Origin of the sequence: Pseudaminobacter soli (ex Li et al. 2025), assembly GCF_029892515.1 — a bacterium.
Lineage (GTDB): Bacteria > Pseudomonadota > Alphaproteobacteria > Rhizobiales > Rhizobiaceae > Pseudaminobacter > Pseudaminobacter soli_A.
In genome coordinates, this window is record NZ_JARXVF010000011.1 from 25,836 (window position 1) to 46,172 (window position 20,337).

A 20,337-nucleotide genomic window follows, 5' to 3' on the forward strand; every position below is an offset into this window, starting at 1 on the left:
AGGAATTGGCAATATGGGACACGCACTCAAGACTCCGGCGCAGGGCGAGCCGCTGGTATGGTCTTATATGGACCGAAACGGCAAGATTGCGGTTGATCAGGTCGCGGACGGTTTTGGCATGTCCAAGGGTCAGTTGGCCGAAACGGCGGGCCTGGCGCGGGAAACCCTCTATCGCTCCGAACGTAGCCGTACTGTGAAGACCCAGGGACGGTTGCGCGAACTGCTTGAGATCATCGGCCGTGTTACGGAATGGGCCGGCGGCAAGGAACAGGCAATGGCCTGGTACCGGGCACAGCCGCTGCCCGCATTTGGCGGCCGCACCGCTGAATCGCTGGTAAAGGAAGGTAAGGCAGCCGCCGTCCGCGACTATCTCGACCACATGGCCCTTGGTGGCTTTGCGTGAGATTTGTCGGAACTTGCTACAGGGCACACGATCCGCGTTGGGCATTCAAGCCGACTTCCGGCGACGGGGCAGCGCTCCGGGGCGCCCGGTTCAACCCCAAGGGCGTGCCGGCGCTTTACATGGCGCTCACCATCATGACGGCGGTGAAGGAGGCCAATCAAGGCTTTGCACATCGCATTGATCCTTGTGTGCTGTGCTCCTACGAGATCGACTGCGAACAGATCGCGGATTTGACCACGGAGCAGGGCAGGGACGAGCATTCAGTGTCGTTCGAAGACATGGCCTGTGCCTGGGCAATGGCACTGAGCGACGGAAACCGTCCGGCATCGTGGGCAATTCATGATCGGCTGCGAGCGGCCGGTGTCGCAGGCATCCTTGTGCCGAGCTTTGCGCCCGGTGCCGAGATCGAAGACCGAAACCTTGTGCTTTGGGACTGGGGACCGGACCTGCCGCATAAGGTGAGCGTGTTCGATCCGAGCGGCAAGCTGCCGAAAGACCAGCTTTCTTGGCGGTAGCTTCCGATGCTGGCAGGCTTGCGACCCCTGACCTGAAAGCGGCCTTTTAGGTAATTTGCAGGACGATGTCGGTTTCCGATAACCCTGGTTCGTCGTTCCGATGCCAGGCCGATGAGACCGGCTCAAACGAGGAGACAGACGATGCGTGTGATGGTGCTCGTGAAGGCTACCGACGACAGCGAAAAGGGCATTTTCCCGACGACCGAAATGTTCGAGGCGATGGGCAGATTTAATGACGAGCTGCGCAATGCCGGTATCTTTCTTGCCGCTGACGGCCTCAGGCCCTCCTCGCAGGGCAAGCGTATTGCCTTCGATGGTCCCGGTCGAACGGTCATCGACGGGCCTTTCGCCGAGACCCGCGAACTGGTGGCCGGCTTCTGGCTCTGGGAAGTCAAGGACATGGACGAGGCGGTCGCCTGGGTAAAGCGCTGCCCCAATCCCATGCCTGGACCGAGCGAGATCGAAATACGGCCGCTCTACGAGATGGCTGATTTCCAATCAGACGACGCCTGAGGTCACCGAAAACCATGACCTGTCGCAAGCGACTAAAGGTCGTGGGCCGCACGATCGACTTGGTAGAACGCAGGCGCGTTGACGGCGCTATGGCGCTAACCCCAAGCCTCCATTCGTGCGCCCTCGGCCTTGGGAAACTGTTGACATCACCGGCTTTTGCTCCGAGAGGCGTCTTGCCAGCCTGAGGGAAAAGAGCCGGGATGGATCGACCTGAACAAGCGATGGTGCGCCAAGCAGTGCCAGAACCCGATCGACCTCTTCCCTGAGGATGGTTATGGCCCGGGCAGCGCCAGCCTCGCCGCCAGCGCCCACGCCGTACAGCGTAGCGCGCCCCAGCAGAACCGCTGCGGCGCCCAGCGCAGTGGCCTTGACGATGTCGCCGCCCCGGCGGAAACCGCTGTCGCACAGAATGGTCAAGCGATCTCCGAGGGCCTCTGCAATGTAGGGCAGCACCGCCAGAGGGCTGACGGCTCCGTCCAGCTGGCGACCGCCATGGTTGGAGAGGATGATGCCGTCGGCACCATGGTCAGCCGCCATTGCAGCATCTTCGGATGAAAGAATGCCTTTCAGGATCAGCGGGCCGCTCCACATCTTGCGCACCTCCGCAACGTCCTGCCAGCTGATGGCTGGATCGACCTGGGCTTCCATGAAGGCGGCAAGCGCCTGCGCGCCTTTTGCGTTGCCCGCCGCCGCGACAAGGTTTTCCGCGCGTGGAGCACCGTTTCGCGCAACCTGCCATAGCCAGCCGGGCCGGCTTGCAAAGTCCACGACATTGCGGAGGGTGGGCCGCAGGGGAAGCGTGAAGTTGTTTCTCGGGTCACGCTCCCGCTTTCCGCCGACGGGACAGTCGACGGTCAGGATCAGTGCCTGGAAGCCCGCCGCCTTGGCGCGCTCGGCTAGTGCGCGGGAGATGCCCCGATCGCGCAAGAGGTAGAGCTGGAACCATTTTGGGGCGTTGCTAGCCGCGCCGGCGTCTTCGATCGACACACTGGCAACGGTGCTGAGCGCAAAAGGGATCTTAGCGGCAGCAGCGGCCTTGGCGAGCGCAAGTTCGGCTCTAGGCCAGGCCAGTCCCGCAAGTCCGGTCGGGCCGATGCCGAAAGGTGAGGCGTAGCGCGTTCCGAACAACTCCACCGATTGGTCGCGCTGGGTCGACCCGGTTAGTACGCGCTGGACGAAGGCCAGATCCTCGAATTGGGCCCGGTTGCGCCGCAAGGAGACTTCGTCTTCGGCGGCACCGTCGATGAAGTCGAAGACTGCGCGCGGTAGACGCGCCTGCGCACGCTGCCGCAGATCCTCGACCGAGATAGCGGCAGAGATGCCAATACCTGTTGAACCCATACCGCTCCTCCGGCCCAGCGGCCACTTTCGGAAAATAATAATTAGTTCGAACAGCCGTTCTAGATATTGTCAAGAGCCTTGATCGACTTCATAGTCACCTTGAGGCAAGCGGCGCTTTGATTGCCGTACCCTCGCGAGCGGAGGAGAAAAATGCAATCATCGAGAACAAAATGGCGCCGGAAGGTGCTGACCGCCGTTGGGATATCCATCGGCGTCTTTGCCATTAGTTCGGCTACTCTCAACACTGCGGCAGCTGCCGAGAAGTTTGTAGCCTTGACCCAGATCGTCGACCATCCGTCAATCGACGCCATTCGTAAGGGCTTCGAAGACGGCCTTGCCACCCGAGGCTTCGTGCCCGGCAAGTCTATCAAATGGGAGGTGCAAAGCGCGCAAGGCAGCCCCGCCACCGCAGCCCAGATTGCGCGCAAGTTCGTCGGGGACGGCCCTGACGTCATTGTTGCGATCGGAACGCCGTCCGCGCAGGCACTCGCGGCCGCCACCAAGACCATCCCGATTGTATTTGCCGGACTTAGTGACCCGATCGGGGCAAAGCTCGTCGAATCGATCGAGCACCCGGGCCACAACGTCACCGGCTCGGCGCAATACGCCCCGGTCGGCCACCAACTCGATCTCGTCAAAGAACTGGTCCCTGCCGTTTCGAAGATTGGCGTGATCTACAACCCCGGCGAAGCGAATTCCGTCGCCGTTCTCGCACGCATCAAACAGGAAGCCCAGAACCGCGCCATCGAGATCGTCGAGGCGACTGCCAACCGCTCGAGCGACGTGTCGGCTTCGGCCCAAAGCCTGGTCGGCAAGGTGGATGCGCTTTTCGTTCCGCAGGACAACACCGCAGTGTCGGCGCTCGAGGCGATCATTCAGGTGGCCTATTCGGCGAAGATTCCCTTTTTCGCTAGCGACTCGGGATCGGTAGAACGCGGCGCCCTGGCTTCCGTCGGTATGGACGAGCAGGTGATCGGCGAACTGGCCGGACAGATCGCGGCCGATATTTTGGAGGGGAAGAAGCCGCAGGACATTCCCGTGGCGCTCGGCGACAAGACCTCGCTGGCAATCAATCTGAAGTCGGCAAAGCGCATGGGCGTGACCATTCCTGACGCTGTCGTTGCTCGAGCCCTGCACGTCGTGGAGTGATTTAGCGCCATGTCCCTGATTGCCGCGCTTGGCGCCCTCGAGACTGGCCTGATCTTCGCCCTCGTTGCGCTCGCCGTGTTCACTTCTTTCCGCGTTCTGAACTTCCCAGACCTCACGGTCGACGGAAGTTTTCCGTTGGGCGGTGCAGTTTGCGCTACGCTGATTTCGGCTGGAACCGATGCCTTTCTCGCGACCCTCGCGGGCACCCTCAGCGGGGCGCTCGCGGGCTTTGCCACGGGCTGGCTCAATGTGCGGCTGAAGATCCTTCACCTCTTGGCGGGCATCCTGGTGATGACCGCCATGTTCTCGATAAATCTGAGGATCATGGGGCGGCCGAACGTGCCGCTCCTTGATGAGGTTACCGTGTTCACGCCTTTTCAATCCGACAGCTTCCCGGCCTACGTCGCAGTGCCCGTCGTCATGGCCGTGCTTGTGGCTTTGCTTGTTCTGCTGCTGAGGTATTTTCTTGGCACCGAGCTTGGTCAGGCGCTTCGCGCGGTTGGCTCCAACCCGCGCATGGCCTCCGCACAGGGCATTTCGACCTCTGCGATGACCCTGCTGGGTCTATCGATCAGCAACGGACTTGCGGGCCTCGCCGGCGCCCTTTTCGTCCAGAGCTCCGGCGGAGCGGATGTCTCGATGGGCATCGGCGTCGTCATCATCGGCCTTGCTGCGGTGATCGGCGGCGAAGCGTTGCTGCCATCCCGCGGCCTCTTATTGTCGATTTTCGGCTGCGTGCTCGGCGCCATCGCCTACCGATTTGCAATTGCGCTGGCGCTCAATCTGGAATGGATCGGGCTCAAGGCTCAAGACCTCAACCTGGTGACGGCCTTGCTGATCGTCTTGGCGCTCTCGCTGCCTCGGGTGCGCCAGCGCCTCTGGACCAGGTCGCAGAAGGTGGTTGCTCAACAAGTACAGCGTTATGGCAGGGCCACGCGATGATCGTTGCTGAAAATCTCTCTGTCATCTTCAACAAGGGAACGCCGCGGGCGATGCAGGCGCTGCGAGACGTCAGCCTTCGAATTCCACCGGGCGAGTTCATCACCGTCATTGGAACAAATGGCGCAGGCAAATCCACTTTGCTCAACGCCTTTGCCGGCGATGTGCGGGTCGAAAGCGGAGAGATCCGGTTCGAAGACGTTGTCGTAACCAACCAACTCACCCATCAAAGGTCGGCCCTGGTTTCGCGGGTGTTCCAGGACCCGATTGCCGGCACGTGCGATGCGCTGACTATCGAGGAGAACCTGGCCCTCGCACTCCGCCGGGGCCGGCGCTCTGGGCTTGGGAGAGGCCTGTCCAGCACAACGCGCGAACTGTTTCGGGAGCGGCTGGCAAGCGTTGGGCTCGGGCTCGAAAACCGCCTTCAGGAACGCGTGTCGCTGCTCTCGGGAGGACAGCGGCAGGTCATCTGCCTGGTGATGGCATCGCTTGCGCCGACCCGGTTGCTGCTGCTCGACGAGCATACGGCTGCGCTCGATCCGCGAACTGCTTCGCTTGTGTTGACGTTGACCGACAAGATCGTTGCGGAAGGCAAGTTAACTGTACTGATGGTCACACATAGCATGCGCCAGGCGCTGGACCACGGCAATCGCACGCTGATGATGCATGACGGCCGGATCGTGCTCGACATCGGCGGCGAGGCCCGGCGTGGCCTGGGAGTCCCGGACCTGCTGCAGATGTTCGAGCGCATTCGCGGCGAGGAGTTGGCCGATGACGCGCTTCTGCTCGGGTAGTGATCCCCGCGGGCCGACAAGGTGGCAGGCACCGGATCGGACGCGCCTGGAGTATCTCTGATAGAACGGTCAGTCGGTCAATTTACCGTTCCCCTTGAAGCCTGGCGGCGCTATAAGGGCACTTGCAGGTAAAGTGTCGGCAGATTGCCGACCCCAAATAAGGGGGCGTTCAGATGGCTCGAACACGGTCACCGGACTTTGAAGAAAAGCGCGCCTTCATTCGCGATCGCTGCGCCCATCTGTTTGCCGCCAAAGGCTACGCCAACACATCGCTAGGCGACATCGCCGAGGAATGCGATATGGTGAAGTCGGCAGTTTACCACTACCACAAGTCGAAAGAAGCCATGCTGATGGCGATCGTGCTCGGGCACATCGAAGATGTGAGAGTCGGCACGGAGAAGGCGCTTGCCAAAGGCACAACGCCGCAGGAACGCTTCGAAATCCTGGTGTCGACGCTGATCGACATCTATACGCGTTTTCGCGAGCAGCAGACGGTCCTGAACAATGACCGCAATTTCCTGTCGCGCCAGTCGAAGCGCAAGGTCCACACAGCGGAAAAGAAGCTGATCGATATGACCGCTGAGGTGATCTCTCAGGTCAATCCCCGGCTGAAGAATGCGGCCGAAGTCCGCAATGTCGTAACCATGCTGTTCTTCGGCATGGTGAACTGGACCTACACCTGGTACCGCAGTGACGGCCCCATAAAGCCGGCCGACCTCGCCGCCCTGATCTCCCAGATCTGTCTGGGCGGCATCAGGTCGACCGACCCTGCCCTGGTCGAGGGCAACCGGCCCGAGGCTGCTCCGGCTTCGACTATTGAAGTGGAACAGCCCTGAGGTCGGTGTGGCAAGCGGTGACCGTTCTTACTCGTCGCTTTCACCGGCTTCGTAGAGTGCCTCTCGGCCGATCCGGTCGAGGCACAGCTCTGCCGTCCAGGGCAGCATCAGCGAACCGCACCGACTGTCCCGATACATTCGCTCGAGCGGCAGGCTCTTGAGCATCGACTGTCCGCCGCAGGTGCGGATCGCCAGGCGGCAGATGTCCTGGGCATTCTCCATGATCGTGTACTGGGTCGCATATGCCGAGAGGCGTTCGCGTTTCGACGGGTCGACACGGGCCTGCGCGATGGTGCGTTCAAAAAGTGCGCGTGTCTGCTGGAGCTTGATGAACATCTCCGCCGTGGTGATCTGCTTGGTGGGGAACTTGCGACGCTTCTCCGGACCGGTGTTGGGGATGTCACCGCGCAGATACCGGACCGTGAAGTCATACGCGGCTTCCGCCAGGCCCATATAGGTAGGCACGAGAGTCATGAACATGTGCGGCCAGCGCGAGGCTGCCTGGTGGTAAATGCCGCGCGGCATGAGCTGCGCGTCCTCGGAGACAAAGACGTCCTTGAGCAGAAGCGTGCGCGACACCGTCCCGCGCATGCCCAGTGGGTTCCACTCGCCCACGACGGACACGCCCTCGGCATCGGCCGGTACTGCGATATAGATGGTGTCCCGCATTGAGCGGACTTCCTTGTCCTCGGTGCAGAGGATGCCGTAGTAGTTCGCGGCGCCTGACAGGGAGGCGAAGATCTTCTTGCCGTTGATGATCCAGCCTCCGTCGACCTTGGTCGCGGTGGTTCCGAATGGCGCCTTGCCGGCAGCGGCGGCGGTACCTTCCGAAAAGGGCTGGGCAAAGATCGCGCCTTCCTCGATGACCCTGCGAAAATGACCGACCCGCCGGCGCTCATGCTCCTCGCGCTGTTCCGGCGTCATGTCGAGGTCGTCGGCGAGGATGCCCGTCCACAAGGTGGTGCAGGCATGCATGTTGAACGTCAGCGCGGTCGCTCCGCAATATTTGCCGAGTTCAGAGGAAACCAGGCAGTAGGCCCGGAAGTCGGCCCCAAGCCCGCCATGCTCGCGCGGAATGCACAATCCGAGAAAGCCATGCTGGCGTAGGTCGTCGTAGTTTTCGAACGGGAAGGTGGCCTCGCTATCGTATTTGGCTGCTCTCGCGGCAAAGACGGTTTCACCCAGATGCCGTGCCTGTTCGATCAACTCCTTCACGCTTGCGGGGGGTGTTAGAGATGCATCCACTTTAGCGGTGTGGTTCATGACGTCTGCGGTCCTTTGTCTTCAATATCAGTGATGAAATTTGAGAGAATTTGATTGAAGGCTGCCGGCTGCTCCATGTTCGCGAGGTGTCCGGCACCTTCGATCACGCGGAAACATGCGCCGGCTATCTTTTGGGCCATGCGTTCCATCATTGACGCCGGAGCGTTCGTGTCCTGGCTACCGGCGACAAGCTGGGTCGGCACCCTGATGGTCGGAAGAACCGGCCGCGCATCGAAATGGACGACGCATGACATCGCCGCGCGATAGCTTGCGGGTGGAACCTGGGACATCGATGCGATAGCGGCCTCGATCGCACCCATATCGACGTTGTCGCCGACAAGTTCTGCGACGATTTTCGGTGCGAGATCGGCCAGGCTGAAACCGTCGTCCAGCGGTTTGAGCCTCTTTTCGACGAAGGCTTTCTGGAAATCCCCGTCCTTGCTGCCAAAGGCCGGGCTAGTGGCCGACAATGTCAGGCTTGCTAGTCGGTCCTGGGCGCGTCCGGCCAGCGTCTGGGCTACCATCCCGCCGATCGAGTGTCCGACGAGGTGAACGCGCGGCAATTCGAGGCGATCGAGCAAGGCGACGACTGCATCCGCCAGCGCGTCGAAGGTCATGTCCGACAACGACGCCGATGGCCCGTATCCGGGCATCCACCAGGCGATGGCGCGTCGTGAGCGACCGAAGAACTCCAGCTGACGCAGCCAGGAATCGGCCCCGCCGCCAATGCCGTGAAGAAACAGCACCGGAGTTGTGCCGCTGCCCTGCTCTAGAAAGGCCGGGCATCCGGCGCCGTTCCGGGGCGCCGGCGAAATGTCTGAGCCGGCTATCATGCCAGTTCTCCCTGGAGCTGGCCGTGTTTGACGGCGCTGAAGCCGTCGAGCTCAACCGTGCAGTTTCGCATCGGCAAGTCGAAATGACCGAGCGTGTAGCGGTTGGCCGCTTCGTTGGCGCCGGTCGAGAACAGGAAATTGCCGGCGAAGGCGCGCTGCTCGACGGCGTTGGTGTCGCGCTTGTCGTAGCCGATGAGCCCTTCCCAGCGGGCACGCGGATTCATACCCCAGCCGACGTGGCTGATGGCATAGGCGTTGCGATCGTTCCAGGCTTCCAGATAGGCGCGTGTGAGGTCGGCATCGACGCCGGCCCCGCGAATGTCGACGATGTAGTCCTGATCTATGAGGAGCTCGACCGGGCTTTCCAAATAGCGTTTGAAGGTGAGGTTCAAATCTCCGGGTGCAAGGACGACCCGCCCCGTAGCAGCCCCAGCGCGCGGATAGGCCAGGCAAAGCCCGCCTGGCCAATGCCCGACCTTGCCCGGCCGATCGACCCATCCCCAGACGCCGCCGACGGACGCGCCGGTCATGTCGACCACAAGGTCCGTGCCATGCGGGGAGGTGACGCGCATCTGCCGTGACTCCTTCAGCATCCGAGTCGCCAGCTTCACCTTCGGCTCGAGGGCCGGATCAGGGAGCATGCGCTCGAGCGTTTCGGGATGCTCGTTGCTGATCATGAACAGTCGGGCGCCGTTCCCAAGGATCCTGGGCAGTTCCGGCGCGTGCAGCATGCCCTCGACGGTGCAATCGACAACAAGGCTCGTCCCCGCCAGAGCAGCGATCACCGGCTCCAGCCCGCCGACAGCATCGGAGGCGCCCGTCGATCGCACCGGCACGGGCGCGGTCAAACGACGGCTAGGCAATACGACGTGGAAAGCTCGTGCACCGATCTGCGACAGCGCCAGCTCGGCCAGCTGGACATTAACCGGACGCGACTGCGTCTCAGACAAGATCGCGACCACGTCGCCTGCGCGCACCTTGCAAAGCCCGAACACCTCCACGAAGGCGGCAATCCATTTCCCTTCAACCCGCTCCACAAGCATCTCAAAACCTTTTATTGATCGAACGGCCGTTCTAGTTATAGTATGAGCGCAAATGGGTTGGCAAGAGCGCCAGGAGAGGATCATGGACTGCAAGCGAATGGGTGGCATTTCGGCAGAGCCGGTCGACAATCAGGCCTTCAGGTCGGCCCTGCGGGCTTTTCCGACTGGGGTGGCCGTGGTGACCACTGCGGTAGCGGATCAGCGGTGCGGAATGACGATCAACTCCTTCAATTCGGTGTCGCTCGATCCGCCGATGATCTTGTGGAGCGCCAGCAAGCTGGCCCCAAGCCTTCCCTTGTTTTTGGAATCCGGGCGCTTTGCGGTGAACGTGCTGGCCGACGACCAGGAGCATCTGTCCAAGCGCTTTGCGGCCCCTTCGGAGGACAAGTTTGAGGGAGTGGAGGTGCGCCACGGCCGCACGGGCCTGCCGCTGCTTGAAGGCGCTGCAGCACATTTCGAATGCGATCTAGCGGCGACCTATGAAGGAGGCGATCACCTGATCCTTCTGGGTCGCGTGGTAGCGCTGATGCGGGTTGACGAGCCAATGCCGCTCGTCTTTGCCCTCGGTGGATATCAACGGCTCTCGGTCACCAAAGCAGTGGCGGCTACCCCTGCACAACGTTAAAATAATTAGTCCGGTCAATCTATTTATCGGGAACAAGGTCAGACATTCATGGAACCCGCGCAGCGCAGCATCACGCTGGACGATAAATACAAGTTTGAGAATGAACGGGTCTTCATGACAGGCACGCAGGCGCTTGTGCGCTTGCTGCTTGCCCAGAGAGTGCAGGATCGGGCGGCCGGCTTGGATACGGCGGGCTTTGTCTCCGGTTACCGGGGCTCCCCATTGGGAGGGTTCGACCGCGAGCTCTGGCGCGCCCGCGGCGCGCTCGATAGTGAGAACGTCCGCTTCTGGCCCGGTACCAATGAGGACCTTGCCGCAACCGCAGTCTGGGGGACGCAGCAGATTGACGTGCTGCATCGCTCGCTTCACCAGGGCGTTTTCGGGATGTGGTATGGCAAGGGTGCAGGTCTCGACCGCTCGACCGACCCGATCCGGCATGCCCATGCCTATGGAACGAGCAAACACGGCGGCGTCCTCGTCGTCTCGGGCGACGACCATGCACTAAAATCCTCGACGAACCCCTATCATTGTGAGCCCACCTTCTCTGATCTGCTCATGCCGGTCCTCTACCCGTCATCGATCTCGGAGATGATCGAGTTCGGACTGCTGGGCTTCGCCATGTCCCGCTTTTCCGGATGCTGGGTTGGCTTCAAGACGCTCGCGGAATATCTGGATGCGACCGGGTCCGTTGAGGTCCGGACCGGGCCGTTGCAGATCCGGCAGCCGCCGGCCGGCGATCAGCCGCCGGCGGGGAGCGTGCATGGCCGCTGGCCGGATCCGTGGCCGGCCGCCGAAGAGCGGTTGGTGCGCTACAAGCTCCCGGCAGCGCGGGCTTTCGCGCGGGCCAACGGCATTGACCGTGTCGTCCTGGAAGGGCGCAATCCGCGACTCGGAATCGTCGCCGCCGGTAAGAGTTATACCGATCTGCGGCAGGCCATGCTGGAGCTGGGACTGTCGGACGAGCACGCGCGCGATCTTGGCCTGTCCATTTATAAGGTGGGCATGCCTTGGCCGCTGGAAGCGGCGGGGATTGAAGCCTTCGCAAGGTCGGTGCCCGAGATCCTCGTGATTGAGGAGAAGCGCGGCCTGATCGAGGATCAGATCAAGGCGATCCTTTACGGCATGGCGGCGGAGGCACGCCCCCGTGTGAGCGGCAAGCACGCGCCTGATGGCGCGCCGCAACTGTCATGGGTCGGCGAGCTCGAACCGGAGACGATCGCACGCGTTCTGGCCGAGAGGATCGGCCAGGAACGGCTGCCGGAGCAAGGACGGCAGCGTCTTGCGCTCATTGACAAGCAGAAACAGCTGATGGCGCCGCCGGTGTCTGTGCAGCGCAGCCCCTATTTCTGCTCGGGCTGCCCCCACAACACCTCCACCCGTGTGCCCGAGGGCAGTAGGGCGTTCGGCGGCGTAGGTTGCCATGGCATGGTGGTGTCGATGGATCGCAGCACCGCCACCTTCACGCAGATGGGCGGCGAAGGCGTGACCTGGATCGGCCAGGCGCCTTTTGCTGCCACCGAGCACATGTTCGTCAATCTCGGTGACGGGACCTACTTCCACTCAGGCAGTCTTGCAATTCGCGCTTGCTTGGCGGCAAAGGTCAACATCACCTTCAAGCTATTGTTCAACGATGCCGTCGCCATGACCGGTGGCCAGCCGGTGGATGGTCAGATCACAGTACCGCGCATGGCCCAGCAGCTCAGGGCCGAAGGCGTGGAGCACATTGTCGTTGTCACCGAGGAGCCGGAGAAATACCTTGGGGTGACGGGACTGCCCACGGACATCGAGGTTCGACACCGGGGCGATCTCGACACCGTCCAGCGCGACCTGCGCGAGATCAAGGGCGTCTCGGCACTGATTTACGATCAGACCTGTGCGGCCGAGAAACGCCGCCGACGCAAGAAGAAGCAGTTTGCCGATCCGGCCCGCCGCGTCTTTATCAACAGCCTTGTTTGCGAGGGGTGTGGCGATTGCCAGGCCAAGTCCAATTGCCTGTCGGTCGTGCCGGTCGACACCGAATTCGGCCGGAAGCGTCAGATCGACCAGTCGTCGTGCAACAAGGATTTTTCTTGCCTCGAAGGTTTCTGTCCGAGCTTCGTCACGGTGGAAGGCGGCCAGCTCAAGAGACCCTCGCCTCAACCACCTAAGCTGGATCTCCCGGAACCGGCACATGCGCCGCTTGATGGCACCTACGACATCTTCATCACCGGCGTGGGTGGCACCGGCGTAGTGACCGTCGGGGCGCTTCTCGGCATGGCGGCGCATATTGAGGGCAAGGGTGCCTCGATCATGGACGTCCTGGGCATGGCGCAGAAGGGCGGTCCTGTGGTGTCGCATGTGCGCCTTGCCCCAACGCCTGCCGATTTGTTCTCGGTGCGCGTGCCGCAAGGTGGCGCAGACCTGCTGCTGGCCTGCGACATACTGGTGGCCGGCCAGACCGCGAACATGCGCCGGCTAAGCGCCGGAAAGACGCACGCCATCATCAATACCCATGAGACCATCACCGGCGATGCGCTGCGCAATCCAGACGCCAAAGTGCCGGTGGACCAGATACTTGCATCACTGCAAGATCTTCTCGGACGGGATTGTGTCGAGCCGGTCGAGGCAAGCAGGCTGGCAACTGGCCTGATTGGCGACTCCATCGCCACCAATCTTTTCATGCTGGGCTTTGCCTACCAGCGTGGCCGCATACCTTTGTCCCTGGCCGCGCTGGAGCAGGCCATCCGGCTGAATGGCGGCAGCGTCGAAACCAATTTGGAAACCTTCAGATGGGGCCGGCGGGCGACTCTGGATCTCGCGATCGTCCGCAGTGCGGCCGGTCAGGTGGTGCGACCGGAACCGAAGCCCCAGTCGCTCGACGAGCTGATCGCTCACCGCGCGCAATTTCTCGAACGCTATCAGGACGCAGCCTATTCCGCCCGCTACAGAAACTTCGTCGAAAGCGTGCGGCGGCAAGAACGCGCACACATTGGCGTCGAGTCGTTTTCGCTCGCCGTAGCGAAGTCGCTCTTTAAGCTGATGGCTTACAAGGACGAATATGAGGTCGCGAGGCTCTTCGTGGACGGAGAATTCCTGAGCAGGACTTCAACCCTTTTCGAGGGGCGCCATCGGATTCGGTTCCATCTCGCACCGCCGATTTTCAGTCGCCGCGATCCGCAGACCGGCCACCTGCGTAAGCGATCCTTTGGCGCCTGGGTCATTCCTATGTTCCGCATCCTGGCGCGTCTAAAGGTCTTGCGCGGGACACGTTTCGACCCTTTCGGCTACACCCATGAGCGCCGCACAGAGCGGAGCCTCATCGAGGACTACTGCTCCACAATTGAGAAAATTGCCAGGCAGCTTCGCCCTGAAAACGCTGCTGATGCCACGGCGATCGCCGAGTGGCCGATGACGATCCGCGGATTTGGCCATGTTAAGGAGCGAAATCTGAAGGAGGCCAAGTCGAAGCTAGCCGAACTCCTGAATGACTGGCTTTGCAAGGCTCAGCCGGTTCAACTGGCGGCGGAGTAGCGCAAGCATTCAGCCCGCCGGCCGCCCGCCGCCGATGCTGACCCCACGCAAGATTGGGGATCAGATCGGCGATGGCGGCCGGTATTTCTGAAATTGAGCACCTTCCTAATTCACCGCAGCCGGAGCATCTTTCAGACCATGATCAGTCCCCGGCGCATCGCGGTGGCGATGGCATCGGTACGGTTGGCCGCGCCGAGCTTCACCAGGATCGCCGCGACATGGAACTTGACGGTATGTACGGAAATGTCGAGATGCCGCGCGATCACCTTGTTCGGCGCGCCCTCGGCAAGCAGGGCCAGCACCTCCGTCTCGCGCGGCGACAATCGGATCGCAGCCTCGTGCTCTGCCTCGCCATCGGCCGACAAACCACTGCTTAGATGGTCGTCGGCCTGGCCGAGCCCACCGTCGCGCCCATTCATTTCAGTTGACGCATGAGCGATACGGTAGCCCGCAGCGGCAAGCCGTGTGGCCGCCGCGATCAGCGCCGGGCCAGTATCCGGTGGATCGAGACGGTTTCTATGGCAAGCGGACAACCAGCTGTCGGGGACAGCGGTTTTGGCTTGAAGCTCCTGGACCTCACGATCAAATCGGAACTGCAAGGGAGCTATACTCGCCACCAGACAATGGGCGGTGTGAGCATCGAGATCATCCTGCCGAGCAAAGCGTTTCATCGCACAGGAGACCGCTGACCGGGCGGCGGATTGAAAAACATCGGCCCTCATAGGCCAAAGGTCCGTTGCGAACGATCTCGGCACCATCCGGCAAGTCCGGACCTTGGTCCAGATGCCCTGCGGCTTTCCGCGCCATCGCCAACTAGGGGGCGATCAGTAAGATGAGCTGACTGACCCAGCCACTGACAGGAGATGCCAAGTGACTGAGCCCGAAAGAGACATCCGCACCGAGGCGCAAAAGAGGGCCGAAATCCGTGCCTCTATTATCACTTGGGCGGTTTTCGTCGGTGGACTGGCACTGACCTTCGCTGCAGTGGATTTCTTCCTGATATCGGAATAGGCCGTTTCATCTGGCTTTCGCCGACTTGCGAGCAATGCACTCAGTTTCCCTTGCCATCCTGATAATATGCAAAGGCAGCCTCCTCATAGGCTGATTGCCTGGCGCTGCTACCTGCGAAAGCAAGAGCGGCGCCAGGATAGAGAAGAAATTCCCCATCAGAAATCAATGCACGTCACCGGATCGGGGCGCCGCAATCATTGCGCGCGCCGCTGGTCCGGACGTCACCATTTGGATTATCCAAAATGACCTTCAGATACAGCTTTACCTTTCCTATCGCCGGTCCCAACAAGCTGCCTCGCTTCAAGGGCTGGGCTTTGGAGCATGCTCCGGATATCGAGGTCAGCCTTCCTCCCCAGGTCCCGGTTAAGAGCGAGGCCTTGACCATCCGGCTCAAGTCGGCCGAGGACCGGCAAGAGCTCATGACGAGGCTGGCCAACGCCCAACTTTAAGCACTGAATTCGGCAGCGGGCCCACCCGCTGCCGAATTTTAGTCGGCCATCTGGGCCTAAAGGCCTGCTCTTGCTCGGCGATCGGGCACGCGCGAGTTAGGCTTTTGGCGACGTTCACTGGGCCAAGCAAAGTGGTAAAGTAGCTCTAGTCGTCATGCTCTGGCCCTAGCTGACCTTTCAACAGAGCGAGATGAGGAATTCTAACAGGAGTTGTCTCATGCTCGATCTGTCGAACTATTCGCTTCCTGCAATTTTTCTGGTTGGTTTCGCCGCGATTTTGGCGGCAATCGAATTTGGGCATTGGCTCGGTGCACGCGTTGGAGATCGGGGCGATGACAACGTTCCAACGCTGGAAGGGGCGATGATCGGTCTGCTGGCATTGATCGTCGGCTTTACATTTGCCATTGCGCTAGGGCGCTTCGATGCCCGACGCGCTGCTGTCTTGGCCGAAGCCAATGCAATCGGCACAACAGCGCTACGTGCGCGCTTGTTGCCTGAACCGCATCGCAAGGAGGTGCTGGGACTTCTGCAGGAGTACGTGAAAATCCGGCTCGACATCACGCAGCTTCCGGCGACGCAAGTCGAATTCGCAGCGGCGGTCGATAAGTCGAATGCGATTCAAGAAAAACTCTGGCAACAGGCAATGGCGATGGCCGCGTCCGATACTGGGATGGTGCCTACAGGCCTATTCATCTTGGCGCTGAATGAGACGATCGACGATCAGGCAAAGCGGCTGACCGCACAACGCAGTCGGGTACCAAATATAGTTCTACTGGCGCTTTTCGGGATCGCCACCGTCGCGAGCGGGTTCGCGGGTTACGCAACCGGTGTTAAAGTCCGGCGCTCGCGGATACCGGTTTATGTCATGGGCCTGTTAGTCTCTTGCGTCATAATCCTGATACTCGACCTCGACAGACCAGGATCTGGGTTCATCGAAGCGAGCCAGCAACCGATGATCGATGCAGCCGCGAGCATTGCTGCAATTCCCGAATAGGTGGGATTTCCGTTTTTGTCTGGATCGTGCCTTGAACTTCGTCCCAAGACTGGGGTCTGATCCTTCCCTGGAACCAGGCTGCTGGGTGTGCTGTAGCCGGCAGTCTCCATCGGCTACGCTTGCCGATGACCGCCGCCGCGCTAAGTCGATGACAGTCTTTGACTTCGCGGTTCTTCGGCCATTTTGCATCATGGAATTCCTGTACGGGCTGGCTTTCTTGCTGCTCTTTAGCCTGAGCGCGATCTGCGGAATGATCCTGCGCACTCGTCTCCACGAGGAGCATCTGTCGAAGGAGAACATGGATGCGCTGAGGCTCGTGACGGGACTTCTCGTCACCTTTGCCGCTTTGGTTCTCGGTTTGCAACTGTCGACGGCAAGAACCGCATTCGACGCCGCCGACAAGGACCGCTCGGTCTATGCTGCCAAGCTGGCGCGCCTCGACCAGTGCCTGCGAGGTCTTGGCCCCGCGATGGAGCCTGCTCGCATCCGTCTGCGGCGATATACGGCCGCCGTCATCGCCAGCACGTGGCGGAACGAACCTGCGCCGCTTGTGCCGGGTACGCCAGATACGAAGGGAATGGCACCCATCGGCGAAGATGCCACATTGAGCGCTCTCATGAATGAAATCGGCTTGATGATCGACACCGCAGCGCCGAGCGATGCATCGCATGCGAACATAGCCGCAAGATGCCGAACGGATTTTGGCCTGGTGCAGGAAAGCCGCTGGGCGGTCATCGAAGATGCAATCGGAACCTCGCCAGGTTGGTTCAGCGGAATACTGAGCTTTTGGCTGGCGCTCGTCTTCCTTAGCTTTGGGCTCCAGATCCCGCGACGCCTGCTTGGAGCCGTCGTTCTGGCAATTGGGGTCATTGCGATCTCCAGCGTGATGTTCGCAATCGTTGACCTCGAAATTCCCTACGGAGGCATGTTCGGCATCACCAGCACGGCCATGCGTGGCGCATTGGCCGACATGAACAGGTAGCTACCGGGATACGATCTCCGTTGTGGGCGACCACGCTTCAACCCGTTGTGTCGGCTTTGTCCGAGGCGATGTGTACTTCACGCTGTTTTGATCCGATTCCGCTGTGTGGCCGGAAATAAAGATATTCGGTTGGCGTTGTCTCTCTCAGGAACCCCGCTTGCGACGCCGCGAGCCTGGCTGGAGAGGTTTGACATGCAGGTTGCGTATATCAATCGTGTCGCTACGGCTGTGCCACCCTACGACGTTCACGAAGCCTTTCGCCGCTTCGCACAGTCGATGCTTCATGATGACCGGCGCAACGCGCTGCTGTTCCAGCGTATGGCCGACAAGTCCGGGATCGAGCACCGTTACTCGTGCCTGGCGCCGGGCAATCTGCCGGAAGGCGACCGCATCGATGCCGAGGGGTTCTATCTTCGCGGCGACTTTCCCGACACGGCAGCGCGGATGCGGAAGTTCGAGCGGTACGCTCCGCAGCTTGCGCAAGAAGCCGTCGATATGCTGCTGTCCGGAGCGGAACGTGAGCACATCACCCATCTCGTGGTGACATGCTGTACCGGTTTTTCTGCCCCCGGCCTTGATCTCGAACTCATCGAGCGCTGTGGCCTTCCGAGCACGGTCGAACGCACCATGATCGGATTCATGGGCTGCTACGCGGCCATCAATGCGCTCAAGCTGGCGCGCCACGTCGTTCGCTCCGAAGCGTCGGCGCGAGTTCTAATTGTCAATCTTGAGCTTTGTAGCCTGCATCTAAAGGACACAACCGACCTTGAGCAGATGCTCTCGTTTCTTTTGTTCGGCGATGGCTGTGCAGCATGTGTCGTGAGCGCAGAACCGGTGGGTGTCGCACTCGATAGCTTCCATGCGGTTCTGGTGCCCAGCACAAGCGAACTGATTACCTGGAATATCCGCGAAACTGGTTTCGACATGATCCTGTCGGGACGTGTTCCTGCCGCGATCCAAGATGGCTTGCGGGTACACGCGAGCGAGATTCTTGCTGGAGCATCTACCACATCGATCGATCTTTGGGCGGTGCACCCTGGAGGCCGCACTGTGCTCGACGCGGTTGAGCGCGCTTTCGAACTTGGGCCAATGGCGCTGGCGGCATCACGCGAGACCCTGAGACGCTACGGCAACATGTCGTCTGCGACCGTCATGTTTGTGATCAACAGGCTGCTGCGTTCGGTTGCGCGCGGCCGTACCGGTTGCGCGATGTCGTTCGGACCCGGACTGATCGCGGAAACCATGCTTTTCCACACGGCGGCGTGATGCCATGAGCAAACCCATTGCTAAACAAGAAGCTCGTCGTGACCTCTCGCAGCGGAGCGCCGAAGCCGAATGGCTCGACAGCGCCGATGAAAGCCCTGAGGAGCTGGCGCTGGTGATACGCGATGTTGCCAGCTTCAATGGGGCGATGCTTGGACATTGGCCGGTGATTGCCTGGTTACGTCGCGCCACCAAAGACGCGACGAAGGAAACGACACTCACTCTCGTCGATGTCGGCTGCGGCTACGGCGATCTGCTGCGAGCGATCAGGGGCTGGGCGCGCAAACGCGGCCTGAAGATCAGACTAATCGGGCTTGATCTCAGCCGAGAGACCATCCGCATCGCAGACCTCGCAACCGATGATGCTGACGAGATCGAATATCGCGCGACGGACATTTTTGACTACACGCCGTCAGTGCCCATCGACTTCGTCGTCAGCAGCCTGCTTACCCACCATATGTCGGACGACCTAATCGCCAAGTTCCTGCGGTGGATGGAGGCGACTGCACGCAAAGGCTGGCTGATCTATGATCTCCAACGCCACCCGGTACCGTTGCATTTCATCGGTCTCATGGGCAGGCTGACGCGGCTGCATCCGATAGTGATCCAAGATGGCCGAATTTCGGTCGCGCGTTCGCTGACGCGAGCCGAATGGCTTGCGCGAATAGACGAAGCCAACATCGCGCGTGACGCGGTTCAATTGCGGTGGTTCTTGTTCCGCTTCGTCATCGGACGGGTGCGATGACCTGGGCCGAGACCGTCGTCATTGGTGGCGGGCCAGCCGGCAGTGCAGCCGCGTGCGGATTGGCCAGGTCGGGTCGCGATGTCATGTTGATCGAGCGCACAGCCAAGCCGCATCATAAAGTGTGCGGAGAATTCCTCAGCGTCGAGACGCGCATGCAATTGCAACGGTTGGGCGTCGATCCGTTGGCTCTCGGCGCGGTGCCAATTGACCATGTGGCCGTCCATTCTTCCCGGCGCAGCGTATCCTCGGAGTTGCCTTTTCGCGCGCTGTCGCTGTCGCGCTATCGGCTCGACGATGCGCTCCTGCGTTGCGCGCAAAGCACCGGCGCCAGATTGAATCGTAACGTCACAGTGAAATCGGTGATGCAGGATGCTTCCGGATGGAATGTGTTTTGCGACAACGGCAACACGATCCAGTGCCGCCATCTCGTGGTTGCTACCGGCAAGCTGGGGCTGCGTGGCATTGACGATACGCGCGACGGTTCGATGGTCGGCCTCAAGATGCATCTGCGGCCTTCACTCGAAGTCCACCGGGCGCTCGCGGGCCGTGTGGAACTCTTTTTCCTTGACGGCTGCTATATCGGTCTCGAACTGATCGAAGACGGTATCGCCAATCTTTGCCTGGTAGTGCCACGTGCAACGATGGCCCGGATTGGGCCCGGCTGGCATGCCCTGCACGGCCATCTGGCTTCGGCTCTCCCCAGCCTGGCCGAGCGGCTTGCAGGTGCCGAACCGCTCTGGGACAAGCCGATGGCAGTGGTTTGCCCCGCCGGTGGCCATCTTCATCGGGAGCAAAAAACCGCTGTCTTTCGCGTCGGCGATCGGCTCGCTCATATCCCGCCATTCACAGGCGATGGCCTTGCGATTGCGCTCGGAACCGCCGCTCTGGCGGTCGAGCATGTTCGGCTCGGCCTCTCGCCTGAGGCGTATCTGGCAGCGGCACGGCAACTCACGGCCAGCCCCATCCGATTGGCAAGCGTTGTCTCCCGTCTCGCCATGCACCGCGGAGGCCGGAATCTGATGCTGGGGGCAGCTGCCTGCGCACCCGGCCTGATCGAGACGATTGTCCGTCGAACACGTCTGATCCTTGCCTTCGACGATTCTTGATCCGGTCGAAACGGAGTCATCCG

The 20,337-nt window shown here is 61.1% G+C and carries 21 protein-coding genes and 1 pseudogene; 17 read left to right on the forward strand and 5 right to left on the reverse strand.

From position 1 onward, the window contains the following. The first annotated feature begins 13 nt into the window (after positions 1–13). From M2281_RS26815 to M2281_RS26825, 3 genes are all read left to right on the forward strand, one after another. A complete protein-coding gene (locus tag M2281_RS26815; RefSeq protein ID WP_280824263.1) occupies positions 14–403 on the forward strand; it encodes an antitoxin Xre/MbcA/ParS toxin-binding domain-containing protein in 390 nt (129 codons plus the stop codon). Next, complete coding sequence (locus M2281_RS26820) at positions 400–918, forward strand: RES family NAD+ phosphorylase (RefSeq protein ID WP_280824264.1); 519 nt, start codon at positions 400–402, stop codon at positions 916–918. The genes M2281_RS26815 and M2281_RS26820 overlap by 4 nt, the downstream gene beginning before the upstream one ends. Positions 919–1,059: 141 nt before the next feature. After that, positions 1,060–1,431, forward strand: coding sequence for a YciI family protein (locus M2281_RS26825; RefSeq protein WP_280824265.1), 372 nt, complete (start codon positions 1,060–1,062; stop codon positions 1,429–1,431). Positions 1,432–1,518: 87 nt separating this feature from the next. On the opposite strand, the gene M2281_RS26830 is transcribed toward M2281_RS26825, so the two are convergent. Beyond that, the gene (locus M2281_RS26830) at positions 1,519–2,772 is read right to left on the reverse strand and encodes an alpha-hydroxy acid oxidase (protein ID WP_280824266.1); all 1,254 of its coding nucleotides are present in this window, start codon (positions 2,770–2,772) and stop codon (positions 1,519–1,521) included. 273 nt (positions 2,773–3,045) lie between these two features. Between M2281_RS26830 and M2281_RS26835 the strand changes: the two genes are divergently transcribed. The 4 genes from M2281_RS26835 to M2281_RS26850 all read left to right on the forward strand — a co-directional run bounded on the left by M2281_RS26835 (position 3,046) and on the right by M2281_RS26850 (position 6,490). After that, complete coding sequence (locus M2281_RS26835) at positions 3,046–3,921, forward strand: ABC transporter substrate-binding protein (RefSeq protein WP_280824267.1); 876 nt, start codon at positions 3,046–3,048, stop codon at positions 3,919–3,921. Positions 3,922–3,930: 9 nt separating this feature from the next. Further along, positions 3,931–4,863, forward strand: a complete 933-nt coding sequence (locus tag M2281_RS26840) for an ABC transporter permease (RefSeq protein WP_280824268.1) — start codon at positions 3,931–3,933, stop codon at positions 4,861–4,863. Next, positions 4,860–5,654, forward strand: coding sequence for an ABC transporter ATP-binding protein (locus tag M2281_RS26845; protein WP_280824269.1), 795 nt, complete (start codon positions 4,860–4,862; stop codon positions 5,652–5,654). Before M2281_RS26840 ends, M2281_RS26845 begins: the two co-directional genes overlap by 4 nt. Before the next feature lie 173 nt (positions 5,655–5,827). Beyond that, complete coding sequence (locus M2281_RS26850; protein ID WP_280824270.1) at positions 5,828–6,490, forward strand: TetR/AcrR family transcriptional regulator; 663 nt, start codon at positions 5,828–5,830, stop codon at positions 6,488–6,490. A gap of 27 nt (positions 6,491–6,517) precedes the next feature. Here M2281_RS26850 and M2281_RS26855 read toward each other — a convergent pair whose 3' ends face one another. From M2281_RS26855 to M2281_RS26865, 3 genes are read right to left on the reverse strand one after another with little or no spacing between them, the layout of a single operon-like run. Next, positions 6,518–7,753, reverse strand: a complete 1,236-nt coding sequence (locus M2281_RS26855; RefSeq protein ID WP_280824271.1) for an acyl-CoA dehydrogenase family protein — start codon at positions 7,751–7,753, stop codon at positions 6,518–6,520. Further along, complete coding sequence (locus M2281_RS26860; protein WP_280824272.1) at positions 7,750–8,586, reverse strand: alpha/beta fold hydrolase; 837 nt, start codon at positions 8,584–8,586, stop codon at positions 7,750–7,752. The genes M2281_RS26855 and M2281_RS26860 overlap by 4 nt, the downstream gene beginning before the upstream one ends. Further along, a complete protein-coding gene (locus M2281_RS26865; protein WP_342394308.1) occupies positions 8,583–9,629 on the reverse strand; it encodes a peptidase M29 in 1,047 nt (348 codons plus the stop codon). Before M2281_RS26865 ends, M2281_RS26860 begins: the two co-directional genes overlap by 4 nt. 97 nt (positions 9,630–9,726) lie before the next feature. On the opposite strand from M2281_RS26865, the gene M2281_RS26870 reads away from it, so the two are divergent. Together M2281_RS26870 and M2281_RS26875 are read left to right on the forward strand one after the other, a co-directional pair. Next, complete coding sequence (locus tag M2281_RS26870; RefSeq protein ID WP_280824274.1) at positions 9,727–10,254, forward strand: flavin reductase family protein; 528 nt, start codon at positions 9,727–9,729, stop codon at positions 10,252–10,254. 48 nt (positions 10,255–10,302) lie between these two features. Further along, positions 10,303–13,764, forward strand: coding sequence for an indolepyruvate ferredoxin oxidoreductase family protein (locus M2281_RS26875; protein ID WP_280824275.1), 3,462 nt, complete (start codon positions 10,303–10,305; stop codon positions 13,762–13,764). Between the two features lie 131 nt (positions 13,765–13,895). Here the strand turns inward: M2281_RS26875 and M2281_RS26880 are convergent. Continuing rightward, positions 13,896–14,099 (reverse strand): annotated as a pseudogene (locus M2281_RS26880) (response regulator transcription factor); the annotation flags it as partial. Between the two features lie 96 nt (positions 14,100–14,195). Between M2281_RS26880 and M2281_RS26885 the strand changes: the two are divergent. The 8 genes from M2281_RS26885 (at position 14,196) to M2281_RS26920 (ending at position 20,314) form a co-directional block, all read left to right on the forward strand. Continuing rightward, the gene (locus tag M2281_RS26885) at positions 14,196–14,453 is read left to right on the forward strand and encodes a hypothetical protein (protein ID WP_280824362.1); all 258 of its coding nucleotides are present in this window, start codon (positions 14,196–14,198) and stop codon (positions 14,451–14,453) included. Positions 14,454–14,634: 181 nt separating this feature from the next. Next, complete coding sequence (locus M2281_RS26890) at positions 14,635–14,775, forward strand: hypothetical protein (RefSeq protein ID WP_280824276.1); 141 nt, start codon at positions 14,635–14,637, stop codon at positions 14,773–14,775. A 242-nt stretch (positions 14,776–15,017) separates the two neighbouring features. Next, complete coding sequence (locus M2281_RS26895) at positions 15,018–15,224, forward strand: hypothetical protein (protein WP_280824277.1); 207 nt, start codon at positions 15,018–15,020, stop codon at positions 15,222–15,224. A 217-nt stretch (positions 15,225–15,441) separates the two neighbouring features. Then, positions 15,442–16,218, forward strand: a complete 777-nt coding sequence (locus M2281_RS26900) for a hypothetical protein (protein ID WP_280824278.1) — start codon at positions 15,442–15,444, stop codon at positions 16,216–16,218. After that, positions 16,184–17,200 (forward strand): hypothetical protein, encoded by a 1,017-nt coding sequence (locus M2281_RS26905; RefSeq protein ID WP_280824279.1) that lies wholly within the window; start codon positions 16,184–16,186, stop codon positions 17,198–17,200. The genes M2281_RS26900 and M2281_RS26905 overlap by 35 nt, the downstream gene beginning before the upstream one ends. Positions 17,201–17,392: 192 nt before the next feature. After that, positions 17,393–18,466 (forward strand): type III polyketide synthase, encoded by a 1,074-nt coding sequence (locus M2281_RS26910; RefSeq protein WP_280824280.1) that lies wholly within the window; start codon positions 17,393–17,395, stop codon positions 18,464–18,466. Positions 18,467–18,470: 4 nt separating this feature from the next. Then, positions 18,471–19,208, forward strand: coding sequence for a methyltransferase domain-containing protein (locus tag M2281_RS26915; RefSeq protein WP_280824281.1), 738 nt, complete (start codon positions 18,471–18,473; stop codon positions 19,206–19,208). Further along, a complete protein-coding gene (locus tag M2281_RS26920; protein ID WP_280824282.1) occupies positions 19,205–20,314 on the forward strand; it encodes an NAD(P)/FAD-dependent oxidoreductase in 1,110 nt (369 codons plus the stop codon). Before M2281_RS26915 ends, M2281_RS26920 begins: the two co-directional genes overlap by 4 nt. The last annotated feature ends 23 nt before the right edge of the window (positions 20,315–20,337 follow it).